Annotated in this window: 24 protein-coding genes and 4 pseudogenes; 11 read left to right on the forward strand and 17 right to left on the reverse strand. The window is 57.6% G+C overall.

Annotation, left to right across the window (positions count from 1 at the left end; translation table 11 throughout):
- Window positions 1-73: 73 nt before the first annotated feature.
- A pseudogene (locus tag ACYJRZ_RS29660) lies at window positions 74-1,057 on the forward strand (IS5 family transposase).
- Here the strand turns inward: ACYJRZ_RS29660 and ACYJRZ_RS29665 are convergent.
- From ACYJRZ_RS29665 to ACYJRZ_RS29675, 3 genes are all read right to left on the reverse strand, one after another.
- Window positions 996-1,262: a hypothetical protein gene (locus ACYJRZ_RS29665; RefSeq protein WP_459464807.1), complete on the reverse strand. Its 267-nt coding sequence runs from the start codon at window positions 1,260-1,262 to the stop codon at window positions 996-998. The pseudogene ACYJRZ_RS29660 and the gene ACYJRZ_RS29665 sit on opposite strands and share 62 nt — an antisense overlap.
- Window positions 1,263-1,336: 74 nt before the next feature.
- On the reverse strand, window positions 1,337-1,759 hold the full coding sequence (locus ACYJRZ_RS29670; protein WP_459464809.1) for a MarR family winged helix-turn-helix transcriptional regulator: 423 nt from the start codon (window positions 1,757-1,759) through the stop codon (window positions 1,337-1,339).
- A 41-nt stretch (window positions 1,760-1,800) separates the two neighbouring features.
- Complete coding sequence (locus ACYJRZ_RS29675) at window positions 1,801-2,205, reverse strand: MarR family transcriptional regulator (RefSeq protein WP_459464811.1); 405 nt, start codon at window positions 2,203-2,205, stop codon at window positions 1,801-1,803.
- 113 nt (window positions 2,206-2,318) lie between these two features.
- Here ACYJRZ_RS29675 and ACYJRZ_RS29680 point away from each other — a divergent pair, with 113 nt between their 5' ends.
- Window positions 2,319-4,139, forward strand: coding sequence for a chloride channel protein (locus tag ACYJRZ_RS29680; RefSeq protein ID WP_459464813.1), 1,821 nt, complete (start codon window positions 2,319-2,321; stop codon window positions 4,137-4,139).
- Window positions 4,140-4,460: 321 nt separating this feature from the next.
- Here ACYJRZ_RS29680 and ACYJRZ_RS29685 read toward each other — a convergent pair.
- From ACYJRZ_RS29685 to ACYJRZ_RS29695, 3 genes and pseudogenes are all read right to left on the reverse strand, one after another.
- Window positions 4,461-4,613, reverse strand: a pseudogene (locus ACYJRZ_RS29685) (hypothetical protein); the annotation flags it as partial.
- A 140-nt stretch (window positions 4,614-4,753) separates the two neighbouring features.
- Complete coding sequence (locus ACYJRZ_RS29690) at window positions 4,754-5,458, reverse strand: helix-turn-helix transcriptional regulator (RefSeq protein ID WP_459464815.1); 705 nt, start codon at window positions 5,456-5,458, stop codon at window positions 4,754-4,756.
- A 2-nt stretch (window positions 5,459-5,460) separates the two neighbouring features.
- On the reverse strand, window positions 5,461-6,393 hold the full coding sequence (locus tag ACYJRZ_RS29695) for an NAD(P)-dependent alcohol dehydrogenase (protein WP_459464817.1): 933 nt from the start codon (window positions 6,391-6,393) through the stop codon (window positions 5,461-5,463).
- Between the two features lie 464 nt (window positions 6,394-6,857).
- Here ACYJRZ_RS29695 and ACYJRZ_RS29700 point away from each other — a divergent pair, with 464 nt between their 5' ends.
- The 5 genes from ACYJRZ_RS29700 to ACYJRZ_RS29720 all read left to right on the forward strand — a co-directional run bounded on the left by ACYJRZ_RS29700 (window position 6,858) and on the right by ACYJRZ_RS29720 (window position 11,792).
- Entirely contained in the window at window positions 6,858-7,238 is a 381-nt protein-coding gene (locus ACYJRZ_RS29700) for a DUF2255 family protein (protein WP_459464922.1), read from the forward strand.
- A gap of 86 nt (window positions 7,239-7,324) precedes the next feature.
- Entirely contained in the window at window positions 7,325-8,308 is a 984-nt protein-coding gene (locus ACYJRZ_RS29705; RefSeq protein WP_459464819.1) for an aldo/keto reductase, read from the forward strand.
- 19 nt (window positions 8,309-8,327) lie between these two features.
- Entirely contained in the window at window positions 8,328-9,122 is a 795-nt protein-coding gene (locus tag ACYJRZ_RS29710; protein ID WP_459464821.1) for a carboxymuconolactone decarboxylase family protein, read from the forward strand.
- Window positions 9,123-9,255: 133 nt separating this feature from the next.
- Entirely contained in the window at window positions 9,256-10,149 is an 894-nt protein-coding gene (locus ACYJRZ_RS29715) for a LysR family transcriptional regulator (RefSeq protein ID WP_459464823.1), read from the forward strand.
- A gap of 593 nt (window positions 10,150-10,742) precedes the next feature.
- Complete coding sequence (locus tag ACYJRZ_RS29720; RefSeq protein WP_459464825.1) at window positions 10,743-11,792, forward strand: IS110 family RNA-guided transposase; 1,050 nt, start codon at window positions 10,743-10,745, stop codon at window positions 11,790-11,792.
- A 478-nt stretch (window positions 11,793-12,270) separates the two neighbouring features.
- Here the strand turns inward: ACYJRZ_RS29720 and ACYJRZ_RS29725 are convergent, their stop codons facing one another.
- The 4 genes from ACYJRZ_RS29725 to ACYJRZ_RS29740 all read right to left on the reverse strand — a co-directional run bounded on the left by ACYJRZ_RS29725 (window position 12,271) and on the right by ACYJRZ_RS29740 (window position 15,599).
- On the reverse strand, window positions 12,271-13,557 hold the full coding sequence (locus ACYJRZ_RS29725; protein WP_459464827.1) for an amidohydrolase family protein: 1,287 nt from the start codon (window positions 13,555-13,557) through the stop codon (window positions 12,271-12,273).
- 38 nt (window positions 13,558-13,595) lie between these two features.
- Entirely contained in the window at window positions 13,596-14,051 is a 456-nt protein-coding gene (locus ACYJRZ_RS29730; RefSeq protein WP_459464829.1) for a DUF1636 family protein, read from the reverse strand.
- On the reverse strand, window positions 13,958-14,752 hold the full coding sequence (locus ACYJRZ_RS29735) for an alpha/beta fold hydrolase (protein WP_459464831.1): 795 nt from the start codon (window positions 14,750-14,752) through the stop codon (window positions 13,958-13,960). The genes ACYJRZ_RS29730 and ACYJRZ_RS29735 overlap by 94 nt, the downstream gene beginning before the upstream one ends.
- Before the next feature lie 67 nt (window positions 14,753-14,819).
- Window positions 14,820-15,599 carry a fumarylacetoacetate hydrolase family protein gene (locus ACYJRZ_RS29740; protein ID WP_459464833.1) on the reverse strand — a complete coding sequence of 260 codons (780 nt, stop codon included), beginning with the start codon at window positions 15,597-15,599 and terminating at the stop codon, window positions 14,820-14,822.
- A 236-nt stretch (window positions 15,600-15,835) separates the two neighbouring features.
- Between ACYJRZ_RS29740 and ACYJRZ_RS29745 the strand changes: the two genes are divergently transcribed.
- Window positions 15,836-16,549: a FadR/GntR family transcriptional regulator gene (locus ACYJRZ_RS29745; protein WP_459464835.1), complete on the forward strand. Its 714-nt coding sequence runs from the start codon at window positions 15,836-15,838 to the stop codon at window positions 16,547-16,549.
- Between the two features lie 177 nt (window positions 16,550-16,726).
- Here the strand turns inward: ACYJRZ_RS29745 and ACYJRZ_RS29750 are convergent, their stop codons facing one another.
- The 4 genes and pseudogenes from ACYJRZ_RS29750 to ACYJRZ_RS29765 form a co-directional block, all read right to left on the reverse strand.
- Complete coding sequence (locus ACYJRZ_RS29750; protein WP_459464837.1) at window positions 16,727-16,945, reverse strand: SIP domain-containing protein; 219 nt, start codon at window positions 16,943-16,945, stop codon at window positions 16,727-16,729.
- Window positions 16,946-16,949: 4 nt separating this feature from the next.
- Window positions 16,950-17,102: pseudogene (locus ACYJRZ_RS29755) on the reverse strand (SIP domain-containing protein); the annotation flags it as partial.
- Window positions 17,103-17,146: 44 nt separating this feature from the next.
- Window positions 17,147-17,233, reverse strand: a pseudogene (locus ACYJRZ_RS29760) (hypothetical protein); the annotation flags it as partial.
- A gap of 75 nt (window positions 17,234-17,308) precedes the next feature.
- Window positions 17,309-17,443 carry a hypothetical protein gene (locus tag ACYJRZ_RS29765; RefSeq protein ID WP_459464839.1) on the reverse strand — a complete coding sequence of 45 codons (135 nt, stop codon included), beginning with the start codon at window positions 17,441-17,443 and terminating at the stop codon, window positions 17,309-17,311.
- Between the two features lie 266 nt (window positions 17,444-17,709).
- On the opposite strand from ACYJRZ_RS29765, the gene ACYJRZ_RS29770 reads away from it, so the two are divergent.
- Both ACYJRZ_RS29770 and ACYJRZ_RS29775 read left to right on the forward strand, forming a co-directional pair.
- On the forward strand, window positions 17,710-18,249 hold the full coding sequence (locus ACYJRZ_RS29770) for a redoxin family protein (protein ID WP_459464924.1): 540 nt from the start codon (window positions 17,710-17,712) through the stop codon (window positions 18,247-18,249).
- 63 nt (window positions 18,250-18,312) lie between these two features.
- Window positions 18,313-19,332, forward strand: a complete 1,020-nt coding sequence (locus ACYJRZ_RS29775) for an aldo/keto reductase (protein WP_459464841.1) — start codon at window positions 18,313-18,315, stop codon at window positions 19,330-19,332.
- A 302-nt stretch (window positions 19,333-19,634) separates the two neighbouring features.
- Here ACYJRZ_RS29775 and ACYJRZ_RS29780 read toward each other — a convergent pair whose 3' ends face one another.
- Complete coding sequence (locus tag ACYJRZ_RS29780) at window positions 19,635-20,192, reverse strand: hypothetical protein (RefSeq protein ID WP_459464843.1); 558 nt, start codon at window positions 20,190-20,192, stop codon at window positions 19,635-19,637.
- 144 nt (window positions 20,193-20,336) lie between these two features.
- Here ACYJRZ_RS29780 and ACYJRZ_RS29785 point away from each other — a divergent pair, with 144 nt between their 5' ends.
- Window positions 20,337-21,122, forward strand: coding sequence for an AraC family transcriptional regulator (locus ACYJRZ_RS29785; RefSeq protein WP_459464845.1), 786 nt, complete (start codon window positions 20,337-20,339; stop codon window positions 21,120-21,122).
- Between the two features lie 7 nt (window positions 21,123-21,129).
- On the opposite strand, the gene ACYJRZ_RS29790 is transcribed toward ACYJRZ_RS29785, so the two are convergent.
- Both ACYJRZ_RS29790 and ACYJRZ_RS29795 read right to left on the reverse strand, forming a co-directional pair.
- A complete protein-coding gene (locus ACYJRZ_RS29790; RefSeq protein ID WP_459464847.1) occupies window positions 21,130-21,975 on the reverse strand; it encodes an aldo/keto reductase in 846 nt (281 codons plus the stop codon).
- Window positions 21,972-22,172, reverse strand: coding sequence for a hypothetical protein (locus ACYJRZ_RS29795; RefSeq protein ID WP_459464849.1), 201 nt, complete (start codon window positions 22,170-22,172; stop codon window positions 21,972-21,974). Before ACYJRZ_RS29795 ends, ACYJRZ_RS29790 begins: the two co-directional genes overlap by 4 nt.
- Window positions 22,173-22,245: the final 73 nt, after the last annotated feature.

Below are 22,245 nucleotides of genomic sequence, written 5' to 3' on the forward strand. Positions count from 1 at the left end.
GGCGTTGGTGCGCGGATCGTTAATCGCGGTGAGTTAGGTGCGGTGGCCAGCTTAATAACCGGTCTCAGCCACTATGCCTTTCAAGCCCAATGCCTCCCGTCGCCATCGTATTGGCAAGATGAAGTTCAAGGTCACGAACTGGGCAGAGTACGAGGCTGGTCTTCGCCGACGTGGCAGCCTGATGCTTTGGATGACGCCGGAGGCGCTGTCGTCCTGGCAGGCGCCGAAGCGGACAACGCGCGGTGGACAGCCGCGTTATTCCGATCTGGCGATTGAAACTGCGCTGACGCTGGGACTGGTGTTCGGCCTGCGGCTGCGCCAGACGGAGGGCTTTTTGACTTCAGTGTTGACCCTGATGGGACTGGATCTCGCCGTCCCCGATCATACGACCCTGAGCCGTCGGGCAAGCAAACGGCGATTGCCGGACAGGCGGCGAAAGCACCAAGCTCCGGGAAAGGGACACGTCCTCATCGACAGCACAGGGTTGGAAATCTACGGCGCGGGCCAGTGGCTGGAGGAGAAGCACGGTGCCAAATCACGTCGGAACTGGCGAAAATTGCGCCTGGCGCTCGATGCCGACAGCGGCGACATCATCGCCCACGTCATGACCGACCAAGATGCCGGCGACGCCTCGCAGGTGGAGCCGCTACTTGACCAGATCGACATGCCGATCGGATAGTTCACGGCCGACGGCGCCTATGACGGCGGTTCAACTTATGACGCCGTCACCAGGCATAGTGCCGGTGCTACGGTGGTCATTCCGCCACGCGCGAACGCGGTGAAACGGCCAGACGCCGATCCCTCGAGCCAACGAGACCGCCACATCGCGGCGATCAACACCGATGGCCGGATGGGCTGGCAGGTCGCGACCGGTTACGGGAGACGATCACTGGTCGAGACCGCAATCGGTCGGTACAAATCGTTCATCGGAGATAGGTTGCGGGCGCGCTCATTCGGACAGCAGCAGACGGAAGTCGCCATCGGCTGTGCCGTCCTCAATCGAATGCTGGCATGCGCCCGCCCGAAATCCGTCCGCTGCAAAACCGCCACCGCGTAGCCAGAGCATCAAAGACAGAAATCCGTTCTTTCAGCGACCGATGCACCAACGCTGATCGCAGTCGTTTATCGAGCGATCTTTTGAGTGCCGCGAGTTCATCGGCGGTTGGCGAATGCTGGGAGCGAGGTTTCAATTTGCCGCCACGCGACAAGCGCTCGGCAAACAGTTCCAAATCCGTTTTGGTTTCAACGATCGTCTTTGCCATCAAGCTATCCTTTCCATCTAAACATATATCGTATTACGATATATATCAACGTTGCGATGGCAGCTTGGTCGTCTTCACCCGATTTTCAGCTGAAGGTGCTGCAGGATCCGGATCAGTTCTGGCGCCAGCTCGCGTATTTCCTTCAAGTGGACGGCGCTGAGCCGGAGCAGGACAGCGTCGGCCTTCGCCGTCAACGTCAATGTCTGGCGCCGTTTGTCCTGCGGATCTAATTGCCGGGTCACCAGATCTGCCGCGCTCAATCGTCCAACGAGTTCGGTTGCCGTGTGTGGTGCAATCAAGAGGCGGCTGGCCAGCAATCCGATCGTCATGGGGTCGTCGCCCGAATGTCCCTTGATCGCGAGCAAGGCTTGGTGCTGTTGGCTTGGAAGTCCTTCTTCCAGGGCAGCCGATGTGCTGAAATCCATAAATCGGCGCAGCGTGTAGCGCAAATTGGCAAGCGCTTCATAATCGCTGCCACTCAAAGCCTCTTTCGTCATTTCCTCGATCTCGATTTTGTGTCGACCTTAGCCAGTCGGATTTATGCCATCCACGCGATCTTCTCCAACTTGCGTCGATCCTGCAAGATACGCAATGCATGCATAAGTTCCGGAGCCATTTCCCTGATCTCGTGCAGATGCGCACCGCTCAGTCTTGCCAGGTTGAGCTCGGCTTTGTTCGTCAATCTTACAATCTGACGCCGGCCGTCTGTCTTGCTTGATACACGCTCAATGTAGCCCGCCTCCGCGAGCATCCCGATGGTCATCTCCTTTTCAGGTGGCAGCCCTTTGATGGCGAGCAACGCTTGGTGTTGCTGAGGCGTCAGCCCAAGCTTTGATACCTCCACATTGCTGAACTCCGTAAATTTCCGCAGCGCGTAGCGCAAGTTTGCAATACCCTCATAATCTCCCGGCGAAAGGGCGTCCTCATGCTCTTTTATGGTCATGTCGCAACTCCATCAGTCACAAAGACATTGATTTATATCGTATCACGATATAATTGGAGCGCCATGAGAAAATGTGCCTCCGCTGAATAGCAGCGCGATCTGGAGACAACGCATTGAAAAATCGAGACATCAGACCACAATACCGCCAGCATGACTTCACCGGCGGGCTCGCGCGACGGGAGGCTGGCGACTTCACCACGGACAAGCGAGTGCTTCTATTGATCGGCATGGCGATCGTCGTCGGTACGGGCGGCGCGCTGGCAGCCTGGCTGTTGGTCAATCTGATCTCACTGGTGACGAACGTCGTGTGGTTCGGACAGATCAGTACTCGGGCAGCGTCGCTTGCGAATGCGCCGCGATCGGCGTGGATGGTGGCTGCTCCGGTGATCGGTGGGCTCGTGATCGGCCTGATGGCCCGATTCGGCTCCGATAAGATTCGAGGACACGGTATTCCAGAGGCCATCGAAGCCATCCTGATTGGCGGCAGTCGGATGTCGCCCAAGGTTGCGCTGCTGAAGCCGCTTTCATCGGCAATCTCCATCGGAACGGGTGGCCCCTTCGGCGCGGAAGGCCCGATCATCATGACCGGTGGCGCCATCGGCTCGCTGTTCGCGCAATGTTTTCACATGAGCGCCGCGGAGCGCAAGACGCTGCTCGTTGCCGGCGCGGCGGCCGGCATGACCGCTATTTTCGGATCGCCGATTGCTGCGGTGATGTTGGCCGTCGAATTGTTGTTGTTTGAATGGAAGCCTCGGAGCTTCATTCCGGTGGCTGTTGCAGCCTGCGTCTCGATCTACTGGCGACCGCTTTTGTTCGGAACAGGGTCACTCTTTCCAACCAGTTTCCAGAACCATCTTCCATGGTGGAGTATATTTCTCTGTGTCGCGATGGGTGTTGTTTCCGGCTTGCAGTCGGGACTGCTTACGACTTTGCTCTATAAGATTGAGGATGCCTTCGAGGGGCTGCCGATTCATTGGATGTGGTGGCCCGCGCTTGGTGGTCTGGTGGTTGGGGTCGGTGGGTTGATCGAGCCGCGTGCTCTCGGTGTCGGCTACGATATTATTTCGGACCTGTTGGGCAGCCACATCGTTGCCAAAGCGGTTTTTGCCATCCTCGTGGTCAAGGCGGGAATCTGGTTGGTCGCACTATCGTCCGGCACTTCGGGCGGTGTACTCGCTCCACTCCTTATTCTCGGTGGCGCTCTTGGCTGGCTCGCTGGATTGATCTTTCCTGGAGATCCAGGCTTTTGGGCTCTTCTCGGCATGGCCGCCATGATGGGTGGCACAATGCGAGCGCCACTGACCGGCACCTTCTTCGCCATAGAGATCACTGGTGACGTCAGCACGCTGGTGCCGTTGCTTGTTGCGACGGTCACCGCATATGCAGTTACCGTCCTGCTGTTGCGCCGTTCCATCCTGACTGAAAAGATCGCGCGTCGCGGCCAGCATATCACACGCGAATACGGCATCGATCCCTTCGAACTGACGCGCGCATCCGAGATTATGATCCGGCAGGTGGATACCCTGTCTGCTAACATGAGCGTAAGAGACGCCTGCAGCTTCTTCTCATCTCAACAGAAGAACCATAGGGTCTATCCGGTTATCGAAGATGATGGATTGCTTGCAGGCGTAGTCTCCCGCGCGGATGTGTTACGTTGGCAAGGGGACGAAAGTCTTGCAGGCCAAAGTCTCAGGGAAAGCATCTCCGACAGCTCGCTTCCGGTCGGCCATCCTGACGACACGGTGGGGTTCATTGCCGATCTTATGCTCGCGGCAGATTCCGGCCGGATCCCGATCGTGGATCGACCGACGGGCAAACTTGTCGGCCTGGTCGCCCGCAAAGATTTGTTGCGGCTAAGGAGTTCCCTCAAGTCTTCGGAGATCGAACGGCGCCCATATCTCGGAATTCAATCGAAGAAGGTCATCGACCAATGATCACTGAGTAGCTGAAAGCCTATCGGTTTCGGCAAAGTCCGGACAGGATTTTCGGCAATCTCCGGACAAAGTTTTCAGTAATTCCCGGACGGTTTCCAACGGTGGATTGACGGTTGATTGGCTACACGTTCTGGTCGTGAGGCCTCTCATGACAACGTTGAGAGGAACCGATGCCGAGACGGAAGCAAGCAAGACGAACGACAGTGAAGGATATCCTGACGATACTGCGCCTGATCCACGAAGAGGACTGTCGGTGCCGCAGATTTCCTTCTCGGCAGCTCGCAGTTTCGCTTCGTCGCGGCCGGTAACGATCACCACATTGCCAAGCGCGAACATCCCTCGGGCGAGTTCAAGCCCGATCCCGCTGCTTCCTCCTGTGATCAGGATTGTTCTTCCCGTAAGTTTCACGATGTGCCTCCAAGTATAGTCACCGCAAACCTTAGGTCCGGTGCTGTCTGGCAGCAGACCTATCATCTTATAAGGTCAGTTTTTGTCACCATCGCCGCACGCAAGCCCAAAGCTGCTCAGGGCCTCAGTGGGCGATTTCAAGGACCGTGCAAGTCTGACCGCAGACTGGGGGTATGAGGCCGGACTTTCCAGCCGAAAGGTAGGGATCAGCACATTTCGGTCCGGCTATTGCACGGCCGCAAATCCATGGCGTGCCACTCCTTGACGAGTTGACGGCGGTTGCGCGTGTATCGTTCGGCAAGCACTTCGGCATCTGCGATATCGTCTACGCTGATGATGCGGAATTGGCTGTCGAACTCGCACCATGCAGCGACGAAGCGGTTATTGTCGAAGAAGCCTAGTATGATGGGCCACACCGTCTGCGCGCCCAATGCCGCATGTTCTCCAGACAGCGTGATCCGCAGCTTGCGCTGCTCACGCAGCGCCCGCCGTATTTCGCTCAGATCGATTGGTGTCGACCCCTTCAACGGATGGCCGACATAGACCGTGTCGTCGTCGAGAACCAAGCGCATGTCGGGCGGCAGGACGGCATTGATCTTGGCGAGCGCATTCTTGATGGCAAAGCTCAGGGAAACGTCCGATTGCCGACTGACCCACTGCGCGCCAATGACAAGCGCTTGGATTTCCTCCTCGGTGAAGGAGAGAGGCGGCAACAGGGAGCCGGGCTTCAGGATGTAGCCCACGCCGGCCTCGCCGTCGATGTCCGCGCCCATGCTCTGCAATGTGGCGACATCGCGGCGGATCGTGCGCAAGGAAACACCCAGCTCATGCGCAAGCGTCTCGCCCGACACCGTCCTGCGGTGTCGTCGAAGCACTTGCATGAGATCGAATAGCCGGTGACTTCTTGCCATTTTCACTCCATCGCAACGACGTCCTTGCCACCGAGCTTGCGGCCCCTTTCAAGATCGGCGATGAGCTTGATCGCGCCCCTCAACGGAACGATCTCTCCGATCGGAATGCCGAACTTGCCACCGCCTGCGGCATCGGCAACCTTTTCGAGGATTTCGGGGCGCGCCGAGCAGACGACGACCTTGAGGCGACGGTTGAACATCGCGCGGATGAACTTTGCCGGGCCGGGGTTGAGATCCTCGAATACGCCGTTCTCGCGCAGCATGGACAGTCCGGTCGACACGCTCATCGTCGCTGCGGTGTCATAGACGATGTCGAAGCGCGCGGCAATCGTCGACAGGTCCGTCGTGCGATAATCGTAGACCATCTGCACGCCCAGCGACATGGCTCGCTCAATGTCGCGGGCGCTGCAACTGCCTGAGACGGTAGCGCCGAAAAGGCGAGCGATCTGCACGGCCGCTTCGCCCACCGCGCCGGCGCATCCGTTGATGAATACATGCTGACCAGGCTTCAGCTTGGCCTTGTCGACCAAGCCGTTCCAAGCCGTGACGCCCGGCGTTCCGAGGCAGGCCGCATCCTCAAACGTGATGCCTTCAGGTTTTATGACCAGGAAACTCTCCTTCGTCACCACGGCCTCTCCAAGGGCGCCGCATTCCTTGAAGCGCGCCAGTCCGAATACGGGGTCGCCAACCTTTAGGCGAGTAACGTCCGGGCCAACCGCCATGACGATGCCCGAAAAGTCCATCCCCATTGCGCGGGGAAAGACCTTGCCGGTGACGATCTTCATGGCCCCACCACGCAGTTTCCAGTCGATCGGATCGACGGCGGCGAACTTCACCTGAACGGCGACCTCACCCTTGGCGGGTGCGGGAAGTTCAAAATCTGCGACCCGCATCAACTCCGGACCACCATAGCTGCTGTACTGAATGCGTTTCATAACTGTGATCACCTAAACTGAAGGTTCGAATTCTTTCTGTTTCGGAAGCCAACCTACAGCTTCGTGGTGACAGTTTCTGGCACCATCCTTTCTCGACATTCGCGCTGCGGAGTTGAAACAGAACCGACCGCCAGCGCTGTCCGTGCAACGGTCATAGGAAAGAACATGCTATTGCGGAGGGTCCTTATTGATTAGTGAGACTCATAAGTCCATGCAAATTGCTCCGTCTAATCACAGCTCACCCTGCGCCCTACATTCGCTCGCAAGGCCAAGACGAAACAAGACAAGCTGATTGGAGGGATGGCAAACCTGAATGCCATTTATCGCAGAGGTTTGGGTTCGCGGCTGTCGCGACGGGTCGCAAGCAGCATGCAGGCGGACGCGCGCACAGGCCGTGGCGGCGGCTGAACGTTCCGGGATGCCGGGCATAATTGAACTAGCGGACGATGGGCGGAGAAAAGATGATGGGCTGGTCACCGGAGGAACTGACAAAGATCGATCAGGCGGACGATCTCAAGATCGCGCCTTATCGCGAGGATGGCGCCACCTATGGCACGCCGACGTGGATCTGGGAGGTCGTCGTCGACGGCGAGCTCTATGTCCGCGGCTACAACGGCCAGAAGTCCCGTTGGTATCAGGCCGCAGTTCGGCAGAAAGCCGGCCGGATCATCGCGGCGGGCATGACACGGGAAGTCGCCTTCAATGCCGTCGATGGACCGATCAACGATCGCATCGATGATGCCTACCGCGCGAAGTATGGCAGCAGCCGGTATCTGGCGTCGATGGTCAGCGCCCGAGCGCGTGCAGCCACTGTGCGGATCGCCCTGCGCGAGGGAAAGCTCTGACGGCAATTCTCGGATGGATCAGCCGGCTCTGGCGGTTTGACCACTCAATGGACGACAACAGGAAGAAGAAAAAAGGAGATAGCAACATGATGAAGCGCGAATTGGGCCAAGGCCTGGAGGTCTCCGCACTATCCCTTGGCGCTATGGGCTATGGCAAGGCGCGGGAGCTTCCCGACCGGGCCGAGATGATCTCCCTGATCCGCGCCGCCGTCGATCGCGGGATGGATTTCTTCGATACCGCCGAAGTCTATGGTCCGTGGACCAACGAGGAGATGGTCGGCGAAGCGCTGGCCCCAGTTCGCGACAAAGTGAAGATAGCCACGAAGTTCGGCTGGGATATCGACCAGGAAACTGGCGAGCATCGTGGCGGCGTCAACAGCAAGCCTGCGCAAATCCGCCGATCTATCGAAGGCAGCCTGAAGCGGCTTCGGACAGATCGCATCGATCTCTATTATCAGCACAGGGTTGATCCAGACGTGCCGATGGAGGATGTCGCCGGCACGGTCAAGGATCTGATTGGCGAGGGCAAGGTCCGCTGGTTCGGCATGTCCGAGGCCGGCCCTCAGTCGATCCGTCGAGCCCATGCGGTACAGCCGCTCGCAGCCCTGCAGAGCGAATATTCTCTTTGGACGCGCGAACCGGAAGCCGAAGTCATCCCAACGCTCGAAGAGCTTGGCATCGGGCTGGTCCCCTACAGCCCGCTTGGCAAGGGCTTCCTGACCGGCAAGATCGACGTCAACACGGCGTTCGACAGTTCCGACATCCGCGCCCACACCCCGCGTTTCGCGGAAGAGGCGCGTGCCGCTAACCAGAAGTTGGTCGACCTTATCCGCCGCATTGGCGAAAAGCATGGTGCGTCGCCGGCACAGGTGGCGCTTGCATGGCTGCTGGCTCAGAAGCCGTGGATCGTTCCGTTGTTCGGTACGCGAAAGCTGGAACGGTTTGACGAGAACATCGGCGCGCTCGACGTGGTGCTCGACCAAGCCGATCTCGACGAAATCGAGCGAGCGAACATTGTCATTCAGGGGGGCCGATATCCAGAGGCCATGCTGCGGCTTTCAGGAGGCTGAACGTGTCAAAGGGCGTTGTATGAAACCAATTTTCGCATTGACCGCCATCTCTCTCGCCCTCGGTGCACCTGCATCGGCCGAAACAGACAAAGGAACAGAAAACTTGCCGAAAAGTGCGTCATCTCTCTCGATCAATGACATCCAGGCCGTCTCACCCGCGCTTGGGCGCTTCGCCCAGGAAGACGTTCTTGGTGACCTCTGGCGGCGGCCACAACTTTCGCCGCGGGATCGCAGCATCGTCACTGTTGCGGTGCTGATTGCTCGCAACCAGGGTTTCGACCTTAGGCACTACGTGAACGTCGCGCTAGACAATGGCGTCACACCGTCGGAGGTCTCAGAGATCATTACTCATCTCGCTTTTTATGCTGGCTGGTCGAACGCGATGTCTGCCATCGCAGTAACGAAGGAAGTGTTTGCCGAACGCGGCATTGTGACCGCCCAACTCCCTCCAGCCTCGCCACAGTTGCTACCGCTCAATGAGGAGGCTGAACGGCAGCGTGCCACGGGCGTCGAAAAGAACGTCGGCCCGATCTCGCCAGGTCTGGTGAAGTTCACAACCGACCCGCTGTTCCTCGATCTCTGGCAACGACCTGGACTTGCCCCGCGCGACCGTAGCCTGGTGACGGTCAGCTCGTTGATTGCTTCGGGTCAAAGTGCGCAAGTCACTTACCATCTCAATCGCGCAATGGACAATGGCCTGACCGCGGAAGAGGCTGGAGAGATTGTTGCGCATACAGCCTTCTATGCAGGGTGGCCAAACGCGTTTTCGGCATCCGCGGTCGTAGGCGAGGTCTTGCGCAACCGCTCCAGGTGACGATCTTCCTCCTGGTGGGCGTCAAGGGTTCAACGCGAAGATAACTTCGCGTGAGCGTCCCGTGCCCCGTGAAGCCTACCCTTTCATGCGGAATAGTTTATAATTGATGCTCAACCATGAGAGGGACTCACGATTGGAGCGTCAGAACATCAATGATCTTATGGTGTTTCTGGCGGTCGCCAGGGAGCGGAGCTTTACGAGGGCTGCGGCCAAGTTCGGAGTTTCCCAATCGGCGCTGAGCCATACGATCCGTCAGCTTGAGACGCGGCTGGGCGTACGACTCCTGACGCGTACAACGCGCAGCGTATCGCCGACGGAAGCTGGCGAGCGGATGCTGCAAAGCATAGCGCCATTGTTCGATGAGATCGGATCGGCTATCGACGAGCTTAATAGGGTTCGAGAAAAGCCGGCAGGAACCATCCGGCTTACTGCTGGCGATTATCAAATCCAATGCTACGTCTGGCCGAAGCTCAAAACCTTCCTGCATCAATATCCAGATATCAAGGTCGAGCTGGATGTAAATTATGGCCTGCAGGACATCGTCAGCGATGGCTACGATGCAGGTGTTCGTTTCGGCGAGCAGATCGCCAAGGACATGATCTCAGTCAGGATCGGTCCGGACATACGCTTCGCCGTTGTCGCAGCGGAAAGCTACTTCTCCTCACTCGAGCTTCCGAAGCATCCCAAGGATTTGACCCAGTACAAGTGCATTAATCTCCGGTTCCCAACCTTAGGCGGCCTTTACGCGTGGGAATTCGAGGAAAATGGTCGCGAGATCAAGGTTCGTGTCGACGGACAAGTTGTGTTCAACACCATCTATAACGTCGTAGAGGCGGCCGCGGATGGATTTGGCTTCGCCTACGTTCCCGAAGATATCGCGAAGCCATACCTTGAGAGCGGACGACTACACCGTTTTCTTGAGGAATTTTCCCCGCCCTGGGAGGGATTCCACCTTTATTACCCGAGCCGGCGTCAATCCTCCCCGGCATTCTCACTTCTCGTCAATGCGATGCGATACTCCGGCTGATTGTCGAAACGTGAGGTGGCGGGTGTGATAGATGCCGGCTAAGAGCCCTCACGTTGCCGCGCCAGTGGGAGAAAGGGTTCTACACCGCATCGCGTAGGACTATTCGCGAGCCGAACTCCAGGTTCTTCCCCGTACGATCCCCATTTCCGGCACGCAGGCCGATGTTGGTATCATCTGAGCTGATCAGATCGCTCAGGCCTATGCTCGTGTCGTCGGTAACGACGTTCGCTGCCGCTTCATCAACGACACGACGGCGAGTCGTCAGGAATGAGTGATGACATCACAAAAAGGGCGACATGCTCTGCCCAGAGCTTTCTCGGCAATGGCCATCTTTTCATGAGTCCGCCTCATGAGGTCATGCGCTTGGCACCGTCTAATTACAGCGGAGGCGTTGGCGTATTATGCGTCGTGGAAGAGCCATCATGCGTCTGGTGCAAGCGACGCACCATCATCCGGAGACGAAATGTTCATTGGCAGAAACCATGCGATAGGGGGTCAGAACAAGAGCAGTCCGAAATCGATGGGATGGAAGGCTCCCGCTCCGCCGGTGCTAGGATAGCATCGTTTAGGATGGACAAACCGGGAGCGTTCGAATGGAAGAGATTTCTACGGTAGGCATCGATATAGCGAAATCGGTGTTCCAGGTTCATGCGATTGATGTCGATGGCAATGTAGTTGTGCGGCGACAGTTACGTCGCCAACAGATGCTGAAATTCTTCGCGCAGGTTCCGCCTTGCCTCATCGGTATCGAGGCTTGTGGGACCGCCCATTACTGGGCGCGACAACTTTCGGCCCTGGGGCATGACGTGCGGCTGATGCCGCCGGCCTATGTGAAGCCCTATGTGAAAAGGCAGAAGAATGACGCCGCGGACGCCGAAGCGATCTGCGAAGCCGTGATGCGGCCGACGATGCGATTTGTGCCAGTCAAATCCGTTGAGCAACAGTCCGCAGCGATGCTGCACCGTTCAAGGGCCCTGCTCATTAAGCAGCGCACGATGCTCCTGCACTCGATCCGAGCCCAGCTTGCCGAACTTGGCATTTCGATCGGTGTGGGCATCAGCCAGATGGCGCGTGTCGTGCGGGAACTTGCGCAAGGTGAGCGCTCGGATCTGCCGGAGCTTGCTCGGTTCGTGCTGGAAGCGCTAGCCAATTTGGTTTGCGATCTGGCGCAGCGACTTCAAGCGATCGAAAAGAAACTGATCTCCTGGCATTACCGAAACGATCTGTCGAATCGGCTGGAAACCATCCCAGGGGTGGGCTTTGTCACGGCGTCGGCACTTTCTTCGATCGTCCCCGATCCGCAGGTTTTTAAGTCGGGGAGGCATTTTGCCGCCTGGCTCGGCTTGGTGCCGCGACAGAACTCATCCGGCGGCAAGACCCGTCTCGGCCGCATCAGCAAACAAGGAAATCGATATATCCGGCAATTATTGATACTCGGCGCCACCTCGGTCTTGCGTTACATTCGCCGGGATGGAGGCAGCGGTACTGGGTGGATTGGCGGCTTGCTGCGCCGCCGGCCGCCAAAGGTCGCAGCCGTTGCTCTTGCCAACAAGATGGCACGCATTGCATGGTCGATCATGAAGCGAGGCGGCGAATACGAGGAAATCAACGATCTGAGAGCGGTTCAGCCCGTAAATTGCTGAGGCCGTTCGAAGTTTGAGGCGAAAAAGGTAAGTGAAGGCAGCAACTCGATCCCGATGGATCAGCCGAACCCGTTTAGCGTAGCGGACGTCAAAAGTCCGTCTAATCGATTGGGGGGCACGATCCTGGCGGAACCCTTCAAGGCCAGCAGTCGGTAGATGGCTGCATCAAAGGCCGGACACACGACTGCACTCGAGATGCGCTGCATGGCGAAGCCAATTTCCCTCAACGCGGGAGCCTTCCACACACGATGCTATCCTAGCACCGGCGGAGCGGGAGCCTTCCATCCCATCGATTTCGGACTGCTCTTGTTCTGACCCCATCTAGCCAGGCGGTTTCAGCGCACGATCCATGCCCTAAGGCTGTCCGTCTTTGAGCTCCCATACGCATTGTCGTTCGTCGGAGTGCCAAGTGCCATCAGGCGACGATGGGCGGCCAAATCAAATATTTGACCGCCCGTCGTTAGTCTGTGCGACTACGTCAGGCCGCAGAAGATATTGGGATCGCGGAGCGCCCTTCGAAGTGTTTGTGAAACGTTCCGTCCTTCATGATCGCCAAAATCGAGTTGCGATCCTGCAGAAGGCTAAGGTCGAGCAGAGGATTGCCGTCTATCAACAGGATGTCGGCGTAGTAGCCTGGCGCGATGCGCCCGATCTTCTCCCCCGACTGTCCCGCCCAGGCCTCGCCACCCCAAGCGGTCGCGGCTCTGAGCGTCTCCCACGGCGTGTAGCCGAACATGTTGACGAAGTGCTCAAGATCTCTCGCCTCCGTTCCATGCGGCAGCCAGGCAAATCCGTAGTCGCCAAACGGCATAACCTTGATGCCGGCCTTGCGCATCTTCTGCATCACTTTGATGCCCTCGTCGAGCTCGCGCTTGTTGCCGATCATCTCCGCGACGTCGGTGGTGATGCCCCAGTCTCCGGCCTCATAGGTCGTGTTGTACCGGGCGGCGATCGCAGGCGACACGTAATGCTTGTGCTTGACCTTTTCGAGCATGTCGATCGTCTCGTCGGTAGCGAATGTCGCATGGAAGATGAATTCAACATTGTACTTCATACACTGGCGCACCGAGCTATCCGCATGGGCATGGGCGGCGATCCGCTTGCCCAGATTGTTTGCGGTATCTGCGATCGCGGCAGCCTCGGCGTCCGTCATGGGGTTGTCATAGGCAGCCATCCGGGGAAAGCAGAAGCTGTCACCGGAATTATTGAACTTGATGAGGTCGCAGCCTTCGCGGATGAGCATGCGAACGGTCTTGCGAAACTCCTCCGCGCCGTCGCAGATGATCGAAATAGAGGGGTGTTTCTGGTCGATCTGATTATCGTCGGCCAGGCCACCCGTAACAGTCAATTCTGGTGAACCCGCCAGCAGCCGCGGCCCTGGAATGGTGCCCTTGTTGATCGCGTTGCGTATCACGATGTCGAGGCGCGGCTTGGCCGAAGCGGCTCCGATCGCCGAGGTGAACCCCATGTCCAAGGCCAGCTTGGCGTTCTGCATCGTCAGCAGCACATGTTCCTCGACAGGCAGGGAGGTCAGCTCGGCAACAGTCGTTCCATTGTTATATGTGAGATGACAGTGTGTGTTGACCATCCCTGGCATGAGGGTCGCGCCGCCGGCGTCGATAACGATACAGCCCTCGCGCGGAAGGGTTTCCCCGGGACCCGCGACAGCATGTATGCGATTACCCTGGATGAGCACCTCGCCGGGTCTTAAGTCGGGCTCCGTGCCCTCAAAGATCGATACGTTTGTGAATAGTGTGCGTGCCATGAGACGTCTCCTCCTTATCTCGGCGTGCATTTTGCGGTCTATCGGGCGACCGGCTCGACCCTTAGGGACACCTTGCTGCGAAGACGTTCCGGAATATCCTCGTCAGCCAACAGGCCGGACACGCTCTTGGCATGAGTCTCCGCGGCCTCGACGAGTGCCTCGGCGTCTTCAGGCTCCAAGCCGGAGAACCGCAATACTGATTTTCCTGGCGTCCTTAACGCTGCCGTGCACGGCTTCGGGCACCCGTTCAGGCATTCAACTGTTCTCAGTGTAGCGTCGACACCATTCGAGGCGATCGCCTCCCTTACTGCCTTGCACATTGCTTCACCTTTCGTTTCCTCTCCCGCTTTCGGCGGCGAGTATCGGCTGCATGTCATGCATACGAAGATACGGGCGTTCATCATTCGGCCGCCATCCTGCTCTGGCGGGCGTAGAAGACGGTCAGGGCATAGCTGACCTGCTTCGCCCTCTCGATGGTGGCCCAATGACCGCATCCGGTAAGCTTTTGCGCTTCCGCGGACTTCAACTGACTCGCGATCGCCTGCGCGCCATCGAAAGGTGCGGTCTTGTCTTCGTCGCCGTTCAGCAGGAGAACAGGGCAGACGATCTGCGAGAGGTCCGCTGACTGAGCCTTCGCCAAAGCTTCGCAATTTCTTGCGTAGCCTTCGGGGTTCTGTGACAGGATGCTCTCCCTGACGAAAGCGGCAGCCGCAGGCTGGTTCTGCTTGGTATCGGAGGAGGTGCCACCGGCCACTATGTCGTCGGCAATGGCGGCCATCCCGTTCGACCGAACTTTCGCGGCACGCTTGCTAAGCCCGTCGCGCATGGCGTCGCTTGGGGCGGAAAAGCCTCCAGCCAGTGCCAGGCTGGCGACCTTATCTGGGTAGGATGCGGCAAAGTGCTGGCAGATGATCGTGCCCATCGAATGGCCGGCAAGATGGATCTTCGCTCGCCCGCCTATATTGCCGGCGATGGCCAGCAGATCGGCGACATGGGTCTCGATGGTGATTTCGTCGTATAGCTCGCTGCGCCCGGCACCCGCCAGATCGTATCCGATCACGCGCAGATCGCGCTTGAGGATCTGCGCTTGTGGATACCAGGTGTTGGTTGTTCCGCCGAGACCATGAACGAAGATCAGAAGATCTCCCTGTCCACCGAAGTCTTCGACGAAATTACGGGATCCATTGGAATCCATGATTTCTCCTCCCTTAGGAAAGTTTGACCGGCACGGCCTCCTACCGCGGCGGAAGTTCGTCGGCTCTTCAGACGGCGTGCTGCCTCCTGACCGTGTTGGCGATCTCGCCTATGCCGCGGATTGCAACAACCACCTTGTCGCCATCTCCGAGAAAGCGCGGAGGATCAAAACCGATTCCGACGCCGGCCGGTGTTCCGGTGGCGATGATGTCGCCGGGTGACAGAGTGACGCTCCTCGATATGGTTTCGATGAGGGTCGGGATGTCAAAGATAAGATCCTTCGTGGATGTCTTCTGACGCTCCTCACCATTGACGGAGCAGGTGATTTCGACGTCAGTGATATCGAGCTCGTCCTTTGTCACGATCCATGGACCGATCGGACCGAAGCCATCGATCCCCTTGCCGAGGAACCACTGCTTGTGCTTCTTCTGAAGGTCGCGGGCAGTAACATCGTTGAACACCGTATAGCCAAACACGTGGTCGAAGGCGCGGTTTGCTTTGATGAAGCGCCCCTCCTTGCCGATTACGACAGCAAGCTCGGCCTCGTAGTCGACGGCCTCATCCAGGCCTGGCCAGAGCGGAATGTCAGCATAGGGACGCGAAAGCGAACTAGAAGGCTTGGTGAAGATGATCGGGAATTCCGGGATCGCCTCCGCAATTGTCGCGCCCGCATCGAAGCCGCTCTTCGTAAATTCGTGGGCGTGCGCATGATAATTCTTGCCAACGCACAGCACATTGTGCGGCGGGTTGTTGATGGGTGCGAGAAGGTCGCCATGAGAGAACGATTTGCTCCCGCCGTTCAACTTGGCTGGCTTCATCTCGGCGACCGCCGCGATGACTGCTGCCATATCGCCTGTCTTTCCTTCGGGGATTCCGGGGAAAGCATCAGTGATCGGCCAATATTTGTGGTTCTGCGCGTCCACGACGACCACGTTGGGCCGTCCCTCAATCGATATCGTTGCCAGCTTCATTGTTGTGAACCAATCTGAACCTTTAGTTGACATTTAGCAGTTAGTGTGATCCAATCATCTTTAAATTGGCTCACATGTCAATACCAATAAATGAACCAATACGGATGCCACCGATGGATGTCGTTGAAGATTTCAACTTGAAGACCTCAAAAGACCGGGGAGATGCTGACCGATTGCGCCTTGTTCTTGAGACCGAGCTGCGGTCCGATCGTTGGAAGGTTGGAGATCAACTACCGACCGAGCGTGAGCTCGGCGAGCAATACGGGGTTGCCCGTAACACCGTGCGACGGGCGCTCGACGCTCTCGAAATGGCCCAGCTTGTTGTAAGGCACGTAGGCCGCGGAACCTTCAAGGCTCAAGCGTCGGAAAACACCGCACCCGTCACAGTGGGGCTCGGGCTGGAAACCGATGCCCTAAGTCCTGCAGACGTGATCGAATGCCGATTGCTCCTCGAACCGGGACTGGCAGCTTTGGTCGTCGCCCGCGCCAGTCAAGCCGACTTTGACCGGATGGAGGAGTGTATCCGCAAAATGAGCGCTACAACCTCTGTACCGGAATTCGAGCTGTGGGATGGGGAGTTCCACGATGCTATCGCGAGGGCCTCCCGCAATGATGCCCTGATCTCGGTTGCACGAGCGCTTTCTCGTGTGAGGCGGCAATCGGAGTGGGGGCAGCTCAAAGCACAGAAGATGACGCCAGCGCGGATCGTACGACTGCGTCGCGAGCATGATGAGATCTATGAGGCGTTGAGGGCCAGGGACAAAGATCGAGCCAGGGATGCCTTGCGGGATCATATCCTGCATATTCAGGGTTACTTATTCGAATAGGAGGGCGGTTTGCAACCGCCGGTCCCTGGTTCTGTCACCCAAAGTGTCACTCCACTCTAGAACTTGGTTCGGGATTCAGCATTTGCTGTCGGCATTGGCGATAGGATAGGCCTACGGTTATCGCGTGCGTCGCTACGCGCTCGACACTCATCCTTCGCCACGGTCGGAGGAACCTGATCAGTAGTCACTCGTCGGATCGGTGTATTCCACAATCCCGCGCTTCCAGTAACCGGAGACGTGAAGACGGCTTCTATCGAGGTCGTGTTCTCGGCACAGCAGGCGTAACGACCGTGCCAAACTGCTCTCGCAGCCGGCCCAGAGGTGGGCTCTTTCCTGCGTCCTGCATAGGGATTCCGCGCATGACAATACGGGCCGATCGGCATTCGCCGTCAGCATTTTCTAGGACCAGTTGGACGGTCGCTCCATCGAGTTCAGGCATACCGTCAATTGAGCGCTGATCAGTGACCTTCGCGACAACCGTGGCCAGAGAAGGATCAGGTAGTGATTCAACGATCGCGCAAATCGCGGGAAGGGCTGTTTCATCGCCGACCAAGATTTGGCTTCGATCCTTCGTCGTTGAAAACTCGCTGGGGGGCCTGCGAGCCAGACGGGAGTGCCCTGCATTGCCCGTTCGACCCAAGTGCCGGCTACGCCATGTCCGTGACGAAAGAAGTCGATATCCATTTCTTGCGCGTCCGGTCACCAGCGCCTGATCGTATAAGCCCGCCCAGGACCGTCTTCGATAAAGAAGAGTTTCACTCACTGGCCGGGACGATCGCACTTGAAATCGGCGAACTCTTGGCTGGCGAGAGTGACACGTCGCATGTTGACGTTGATGTCCGCGACGGCCACGACCGCAGTCTGCAGAAGGCGATAAGGCAGGATTTTGGTCATGATTTACTCCCGTATAATCCCTCCTTGGATACGCGCATGAACCACAGATCGTCGCTGATTTCAGGACAAAAAGTAGCGTATACGGTTAACATTTAGATCGAACCAAGACCTTCTACGCTTCCTGCTCTTTTGGCCGAATTTCCTGATAACCTGGCCTAATCCTGGGATTTGACACACGAGCAACCTGCTATTTCCAAGGTCACATGCCGACGGCCGATGGGACACCAAGCGGAACCGAGATTGATCCGACAGCAGGAGTTTTAGCAATGCACGCAGGAAGACAAATTCCCCAGTTCATCTTCAAGACGCGGGTCCGCCACGATAAGATTGAAGGTCGTAATCCCTTTCGCTGGCAAGATATGACGACAGCCGACTATTTCGCCGGAAAACGCGTGATCATCTTTTCTTTGCCGGGCGCGTTCACGCCGACGTGCTCAACCTATCAGCTTCCCGATTTCGAAAAACTCGCTCCCCAGTTCAAACTTCTGGGTATCGAGCAGATCTACTGCGTGTCGGTGAACGACGCCTTCGTGATGAACGCCTGGGGCAAGTCTCAGAACCTCTCCAACGTAAAGCTCATCCCGGATGGCTCGGGGGAATTTACCCGCAAGATGGGCATGCTCGTCGCCAAGGACAATCTGGGCTTTGGGATGCGGTCGTGGCGCTATGTGGCGATTGTCAATGACAGTATCATCGAGGAATGGTTCGAAGAAGACGGATTTTGCGACAACTGTGCAGAGGATCCGTACGATGTATCCGATCCAAACAATATTCTTTCGAACTTGAAGATGAAAGCCGCCGCCTAATCAGACCCTGTCGCGGGTTGAGCATCCGCTTGCATCCTGACCATTTATCGAAAAAGGCTTGCCATGGAATACAGACGCTTCGGCCGCTCTGGCCTTCGAGTACCCGCCCTCAGTTTCGGAACAGCAACGTTCGGAGGGGGGAACGATTTTTTCAAGGCGTGGGGATCTACAGACAGCAACGGTGCGGCGCGCCTTATCGACGTTTGCCTCGATCATGGCGTCTCCTTGTTCGACAGCGCCGATGCCTATTCCAGCGGATTGGCAGAAACCATCCTTGGCGAGGCCATCAAGGGAAAGCGCGACCGCGTACTCATCTCGACCAAGGCGACTTTCCGGGTAGGTGAAGGGCCGAACGATTACGGATCCTCGAGGCAGCATCTGCTGGATGCCGTCGATGGCGCTCTGAAAAGGCTCGGTACGGACTACATCGACCTGTTCCAACTTCACGGCCAGGACTATAATACGCCGTTGGAAGAAACTCTCTCGACCCTCGACCAACTCGTGAGGTCCGGAAAGATCCGATACACAGGCTGTTCGAACTTCTCCGGCTGGCACCTGATGAGATCGCTTTCCGTCTCTGACCGATACGGTTACCCGCGTCATGTCTCGCATCAGGTCTACTATTCGCTCCTCAATCGCGACTACGAGTGGGATCTTATGCCGTTGGGGCAAGTTGAAGGTGTTGGGTCAATGATTTGGTCGCCGCTCGGATGGGGCAAGCTGACAGGCAAAATCCGGCGCGATCGCCCGGCGCAGCCTGGAACCAGAGCATTCGAGATTGCCGGGGCCGGCCCGAAATACGAAGACGCGCATCTTTTCTGCGTCATCGACGCCCTCGATGAGATTGCTGAAGAAACCGGAAAGACGATCCCACAGGTCGCTCTAAACTGGCTCCTGCAAAAACCTACCGTCGCAAATGTGATCATTGGAGCCCGCTCGGAAGAGCAGCTGATCGATAATATCGGCGCCGTTGACTGGAGCCTCACGGCAGATCAGGTCGCCAAACTCGACACAGCCAGCGATCTGCCTCCGGCCTATCCCGTCTGGCATCAGCGAAACTTCCCCGAACTCAAGGAATTTTAGAACTCTCGGTGCCGTTTTGTCGCATTCGATCCGGGCTGCGTGGTTCCTACGGTGAGAACAAGGGTCTCGACGAGGATTTCCGATAAGCCTCTTCGGAAGATACACGAGAGAAGGGACGGAATGCCGTCGAACGGTGGCAGCCTGCAGGCTGCCATAACTAACAACTGCATATCTTGTCGCGGGCTGACCGACTTCAGACTATTCGAATGCACGGCTTAGTTGGTAACCGATATCCGGCGGTTCCACTCGTCATCTGCCTCGCAATGACGTGCGACCGGCTGCGTCGGCAACAGCCGAACACTTCAGTACTCGTAGATCTGCCTAAGCGCGAGGATGCGCAAAGCTTCCGCCGAAAAGCTCCGCTTGGTAAGCATACGACGAGCGAGGTCAACGGCGTTTTCGTCGCTCTCGACAACATGCTGTGAGACGCCGAACATTCGCTTCGATCCGCTCACCCGCCGCTCAAGGTCGCCTCTCAGCTTCCGATCGGGTTCAATGCTGATGACACCCTTGCAGTAGAGGGAGAGGGTGGCTTTGTTTTCCTTCATCCAGACGACGCGCCGAGCCCAATCCGCTCTACTCTCCGGGCGTTCACAACTGGGAATCAGGATGACGAACGGTGTTCTCTTCGCCAGGAGGCTTTCCATTTCGACCATCCAGCGCTCCGCATACCCTCCCTGCGCCAGCTCTGTCGCGAATACCACTATTGGGAATGTGGAAACGCGATGAAGGATAAACGGGTCTTTGATGACTTTCTCCCCATCGATACCTTCTATGAGAGTCGGTACCATCTTGCGCGTCATTTGCGTTACATCCTCGATCATGATCCATTCGATCCAACAGCTGCCGTCGGCGCTCATTCAATACATTCGCGTCTCACAGCCCTCTTCCACGGGCTCTCAGCAACGACGACTACCAGATTTGCGGGTGTTCGGATTTCGTGATACGGCCACACAATCACGATTAACGGCCAACTCGCTCTCGGCGAGGTCGCGGGGTCTAGAATGCTTCTGTTCAACCGGATTGAGGATTTTGAAGGCGCGGATTCCCTCGCAAGGGACATCTCGGCGGTCGCCTTTGACCTCGATACGGACGTGCTCGAACAGGCTCCGCATTCCCATCGAAAGGCGCAGCTTCTCTATACCACCAAAGGCCTCGTCACTGTGCACGCCGCACATGGTTTGTGGGTCGCGCCTCCGAACTGCGCTGTCTGGGTGCCGGGGGGCGTGACGCATTCCTCGAGTGGTGTCGGCAAGCTGGAGATCCGGTGCCTCTTCGTCGAACCGACCAGCGCGCCGGACATGCCGGCGGATTGCTGCATCATCTCGGTGCCACCGCTGCTGCGGGAGATGTTTGCTCGCTTCGAGAAAATGCCGCCGCTCTATCCGCTCGGTGCAAGCCGCGAAAATCGCTTTATTCAGGTCATGCTTGACGAGCTGATCCATGCTCGACGCGAACCACTCTACCTGCCGATGCCGAAGGATCTGCGTCTGAGGAAACTCGCGGACCTGATCACGCTTGACCCGTCTCTGCGATCCACAATCGAAGATTGGAGTGAGCGCATCGGAGCAAGCCCCAGGACCCTCACGAGGCGCTTCAAAGAAGAGACAGGCCTCTCGTTTGGCAAATGGCGTCGACAGCTCCAGCTGTCACTCGCACTCCAGTGGCTTGCAGAGGGTCAATCAGTCACCAACATCGCGATTGATCTTGGCTACGAGAACACAAGCGCGTTCATTACGATGTTCAAGCAAGCGCTCGGACAGACACCAGCGCGCTACTTTGCGGACTAAGCAGGTCTCAGCCGATAGCTGCAAGCAGTTCTGACTTCTGCGCTGATGGAAGCTCTGGCAAAGAGGCCGCGCGCATGTTGTCTCTCATATGCTCTGAACTTGACGTAGCCGGAATGGCGCAGGTTACAGCCGGATGCGATATGACGTACCGAAGTGCAAGCTGAGCCCAAGTCTGTGCCCCGAGTTGTCGGGCAAAATTGGGAAGCGGCATTCGGGCGAGGCGGCGGATCAGCGAACCTTCGCCGAATGGGCGGTTGACCAGCACTGCGACCCCCAGATCCTTCGCGGCGGGTAGCAGCCGCTTTTCGGCAGCGCGGTCGGCCACTGAGTAGTTGAGCTGGACGAAATCGAATTCGCCTGTCCGGATGGCCGCTTCGAGATCCGAATGTGCGCTGTCGATGTAGTGCGTCACGCCAAGATACCTGATCCGGCCTTGCGCCTTCCATTCCTTCAGTGTCGGTAGATGAACCTTCCAGTCGAGGAGGTTGTGCACCTGCATCAGGTCGATGACATCGGTCTTGAGAAGTTCAAAGGAGCGGCTCATCTGGTCGATCCCAGACTCCTTTCCGCGCGTCCATACCTTGGTCGCCAGGAAGGTCTGACCGCGCAGCCCGCTTCGGGACAGGATTTCGCCGGTGACCCGCTCGGCTTGGCCGTACATGGGTGAGCTGTCGATCAGCTTTCCGCCTCCTTCCACCAGGGCGCCGATGACGGAGGAGGGGCCTTCAAGCTCGTTCGGGGACGAACCAACGTCGAAGGTCTGCCAGGTTCCGCAGCCGACCAGGGGAATGCTCTCCCCTGATGACGGGATAATGCGCTCGATCAGTGGGTTAACGGATGCGCTTCCGGTCATGGTTCACTCCGATGAAAGAACTCAAGGGGCAGAACACCACCATTTGGCGGCTTTTCCTTGGGTTCGGTTATGTTTTGACCGGCAATCGCGCCGATCGGCAAAGTTCTTCTTTCCGCCGGACAGATTGCTTTTGCTGTCCTTCGGTTCTTGAACCATTCTCCAATGCGTGACCCTGATGCCTTCTTGGCTTCGGTCATAGAGTGGCGTTCGGCTCCCGGCTTCCCATTCTCCTGTAAGAGCGCAGCCCAGTCTTGCCGGGCTCGCTAGACA

The organism is Rhizobium sp. No.120 (genome assembly GCF_054558365.1).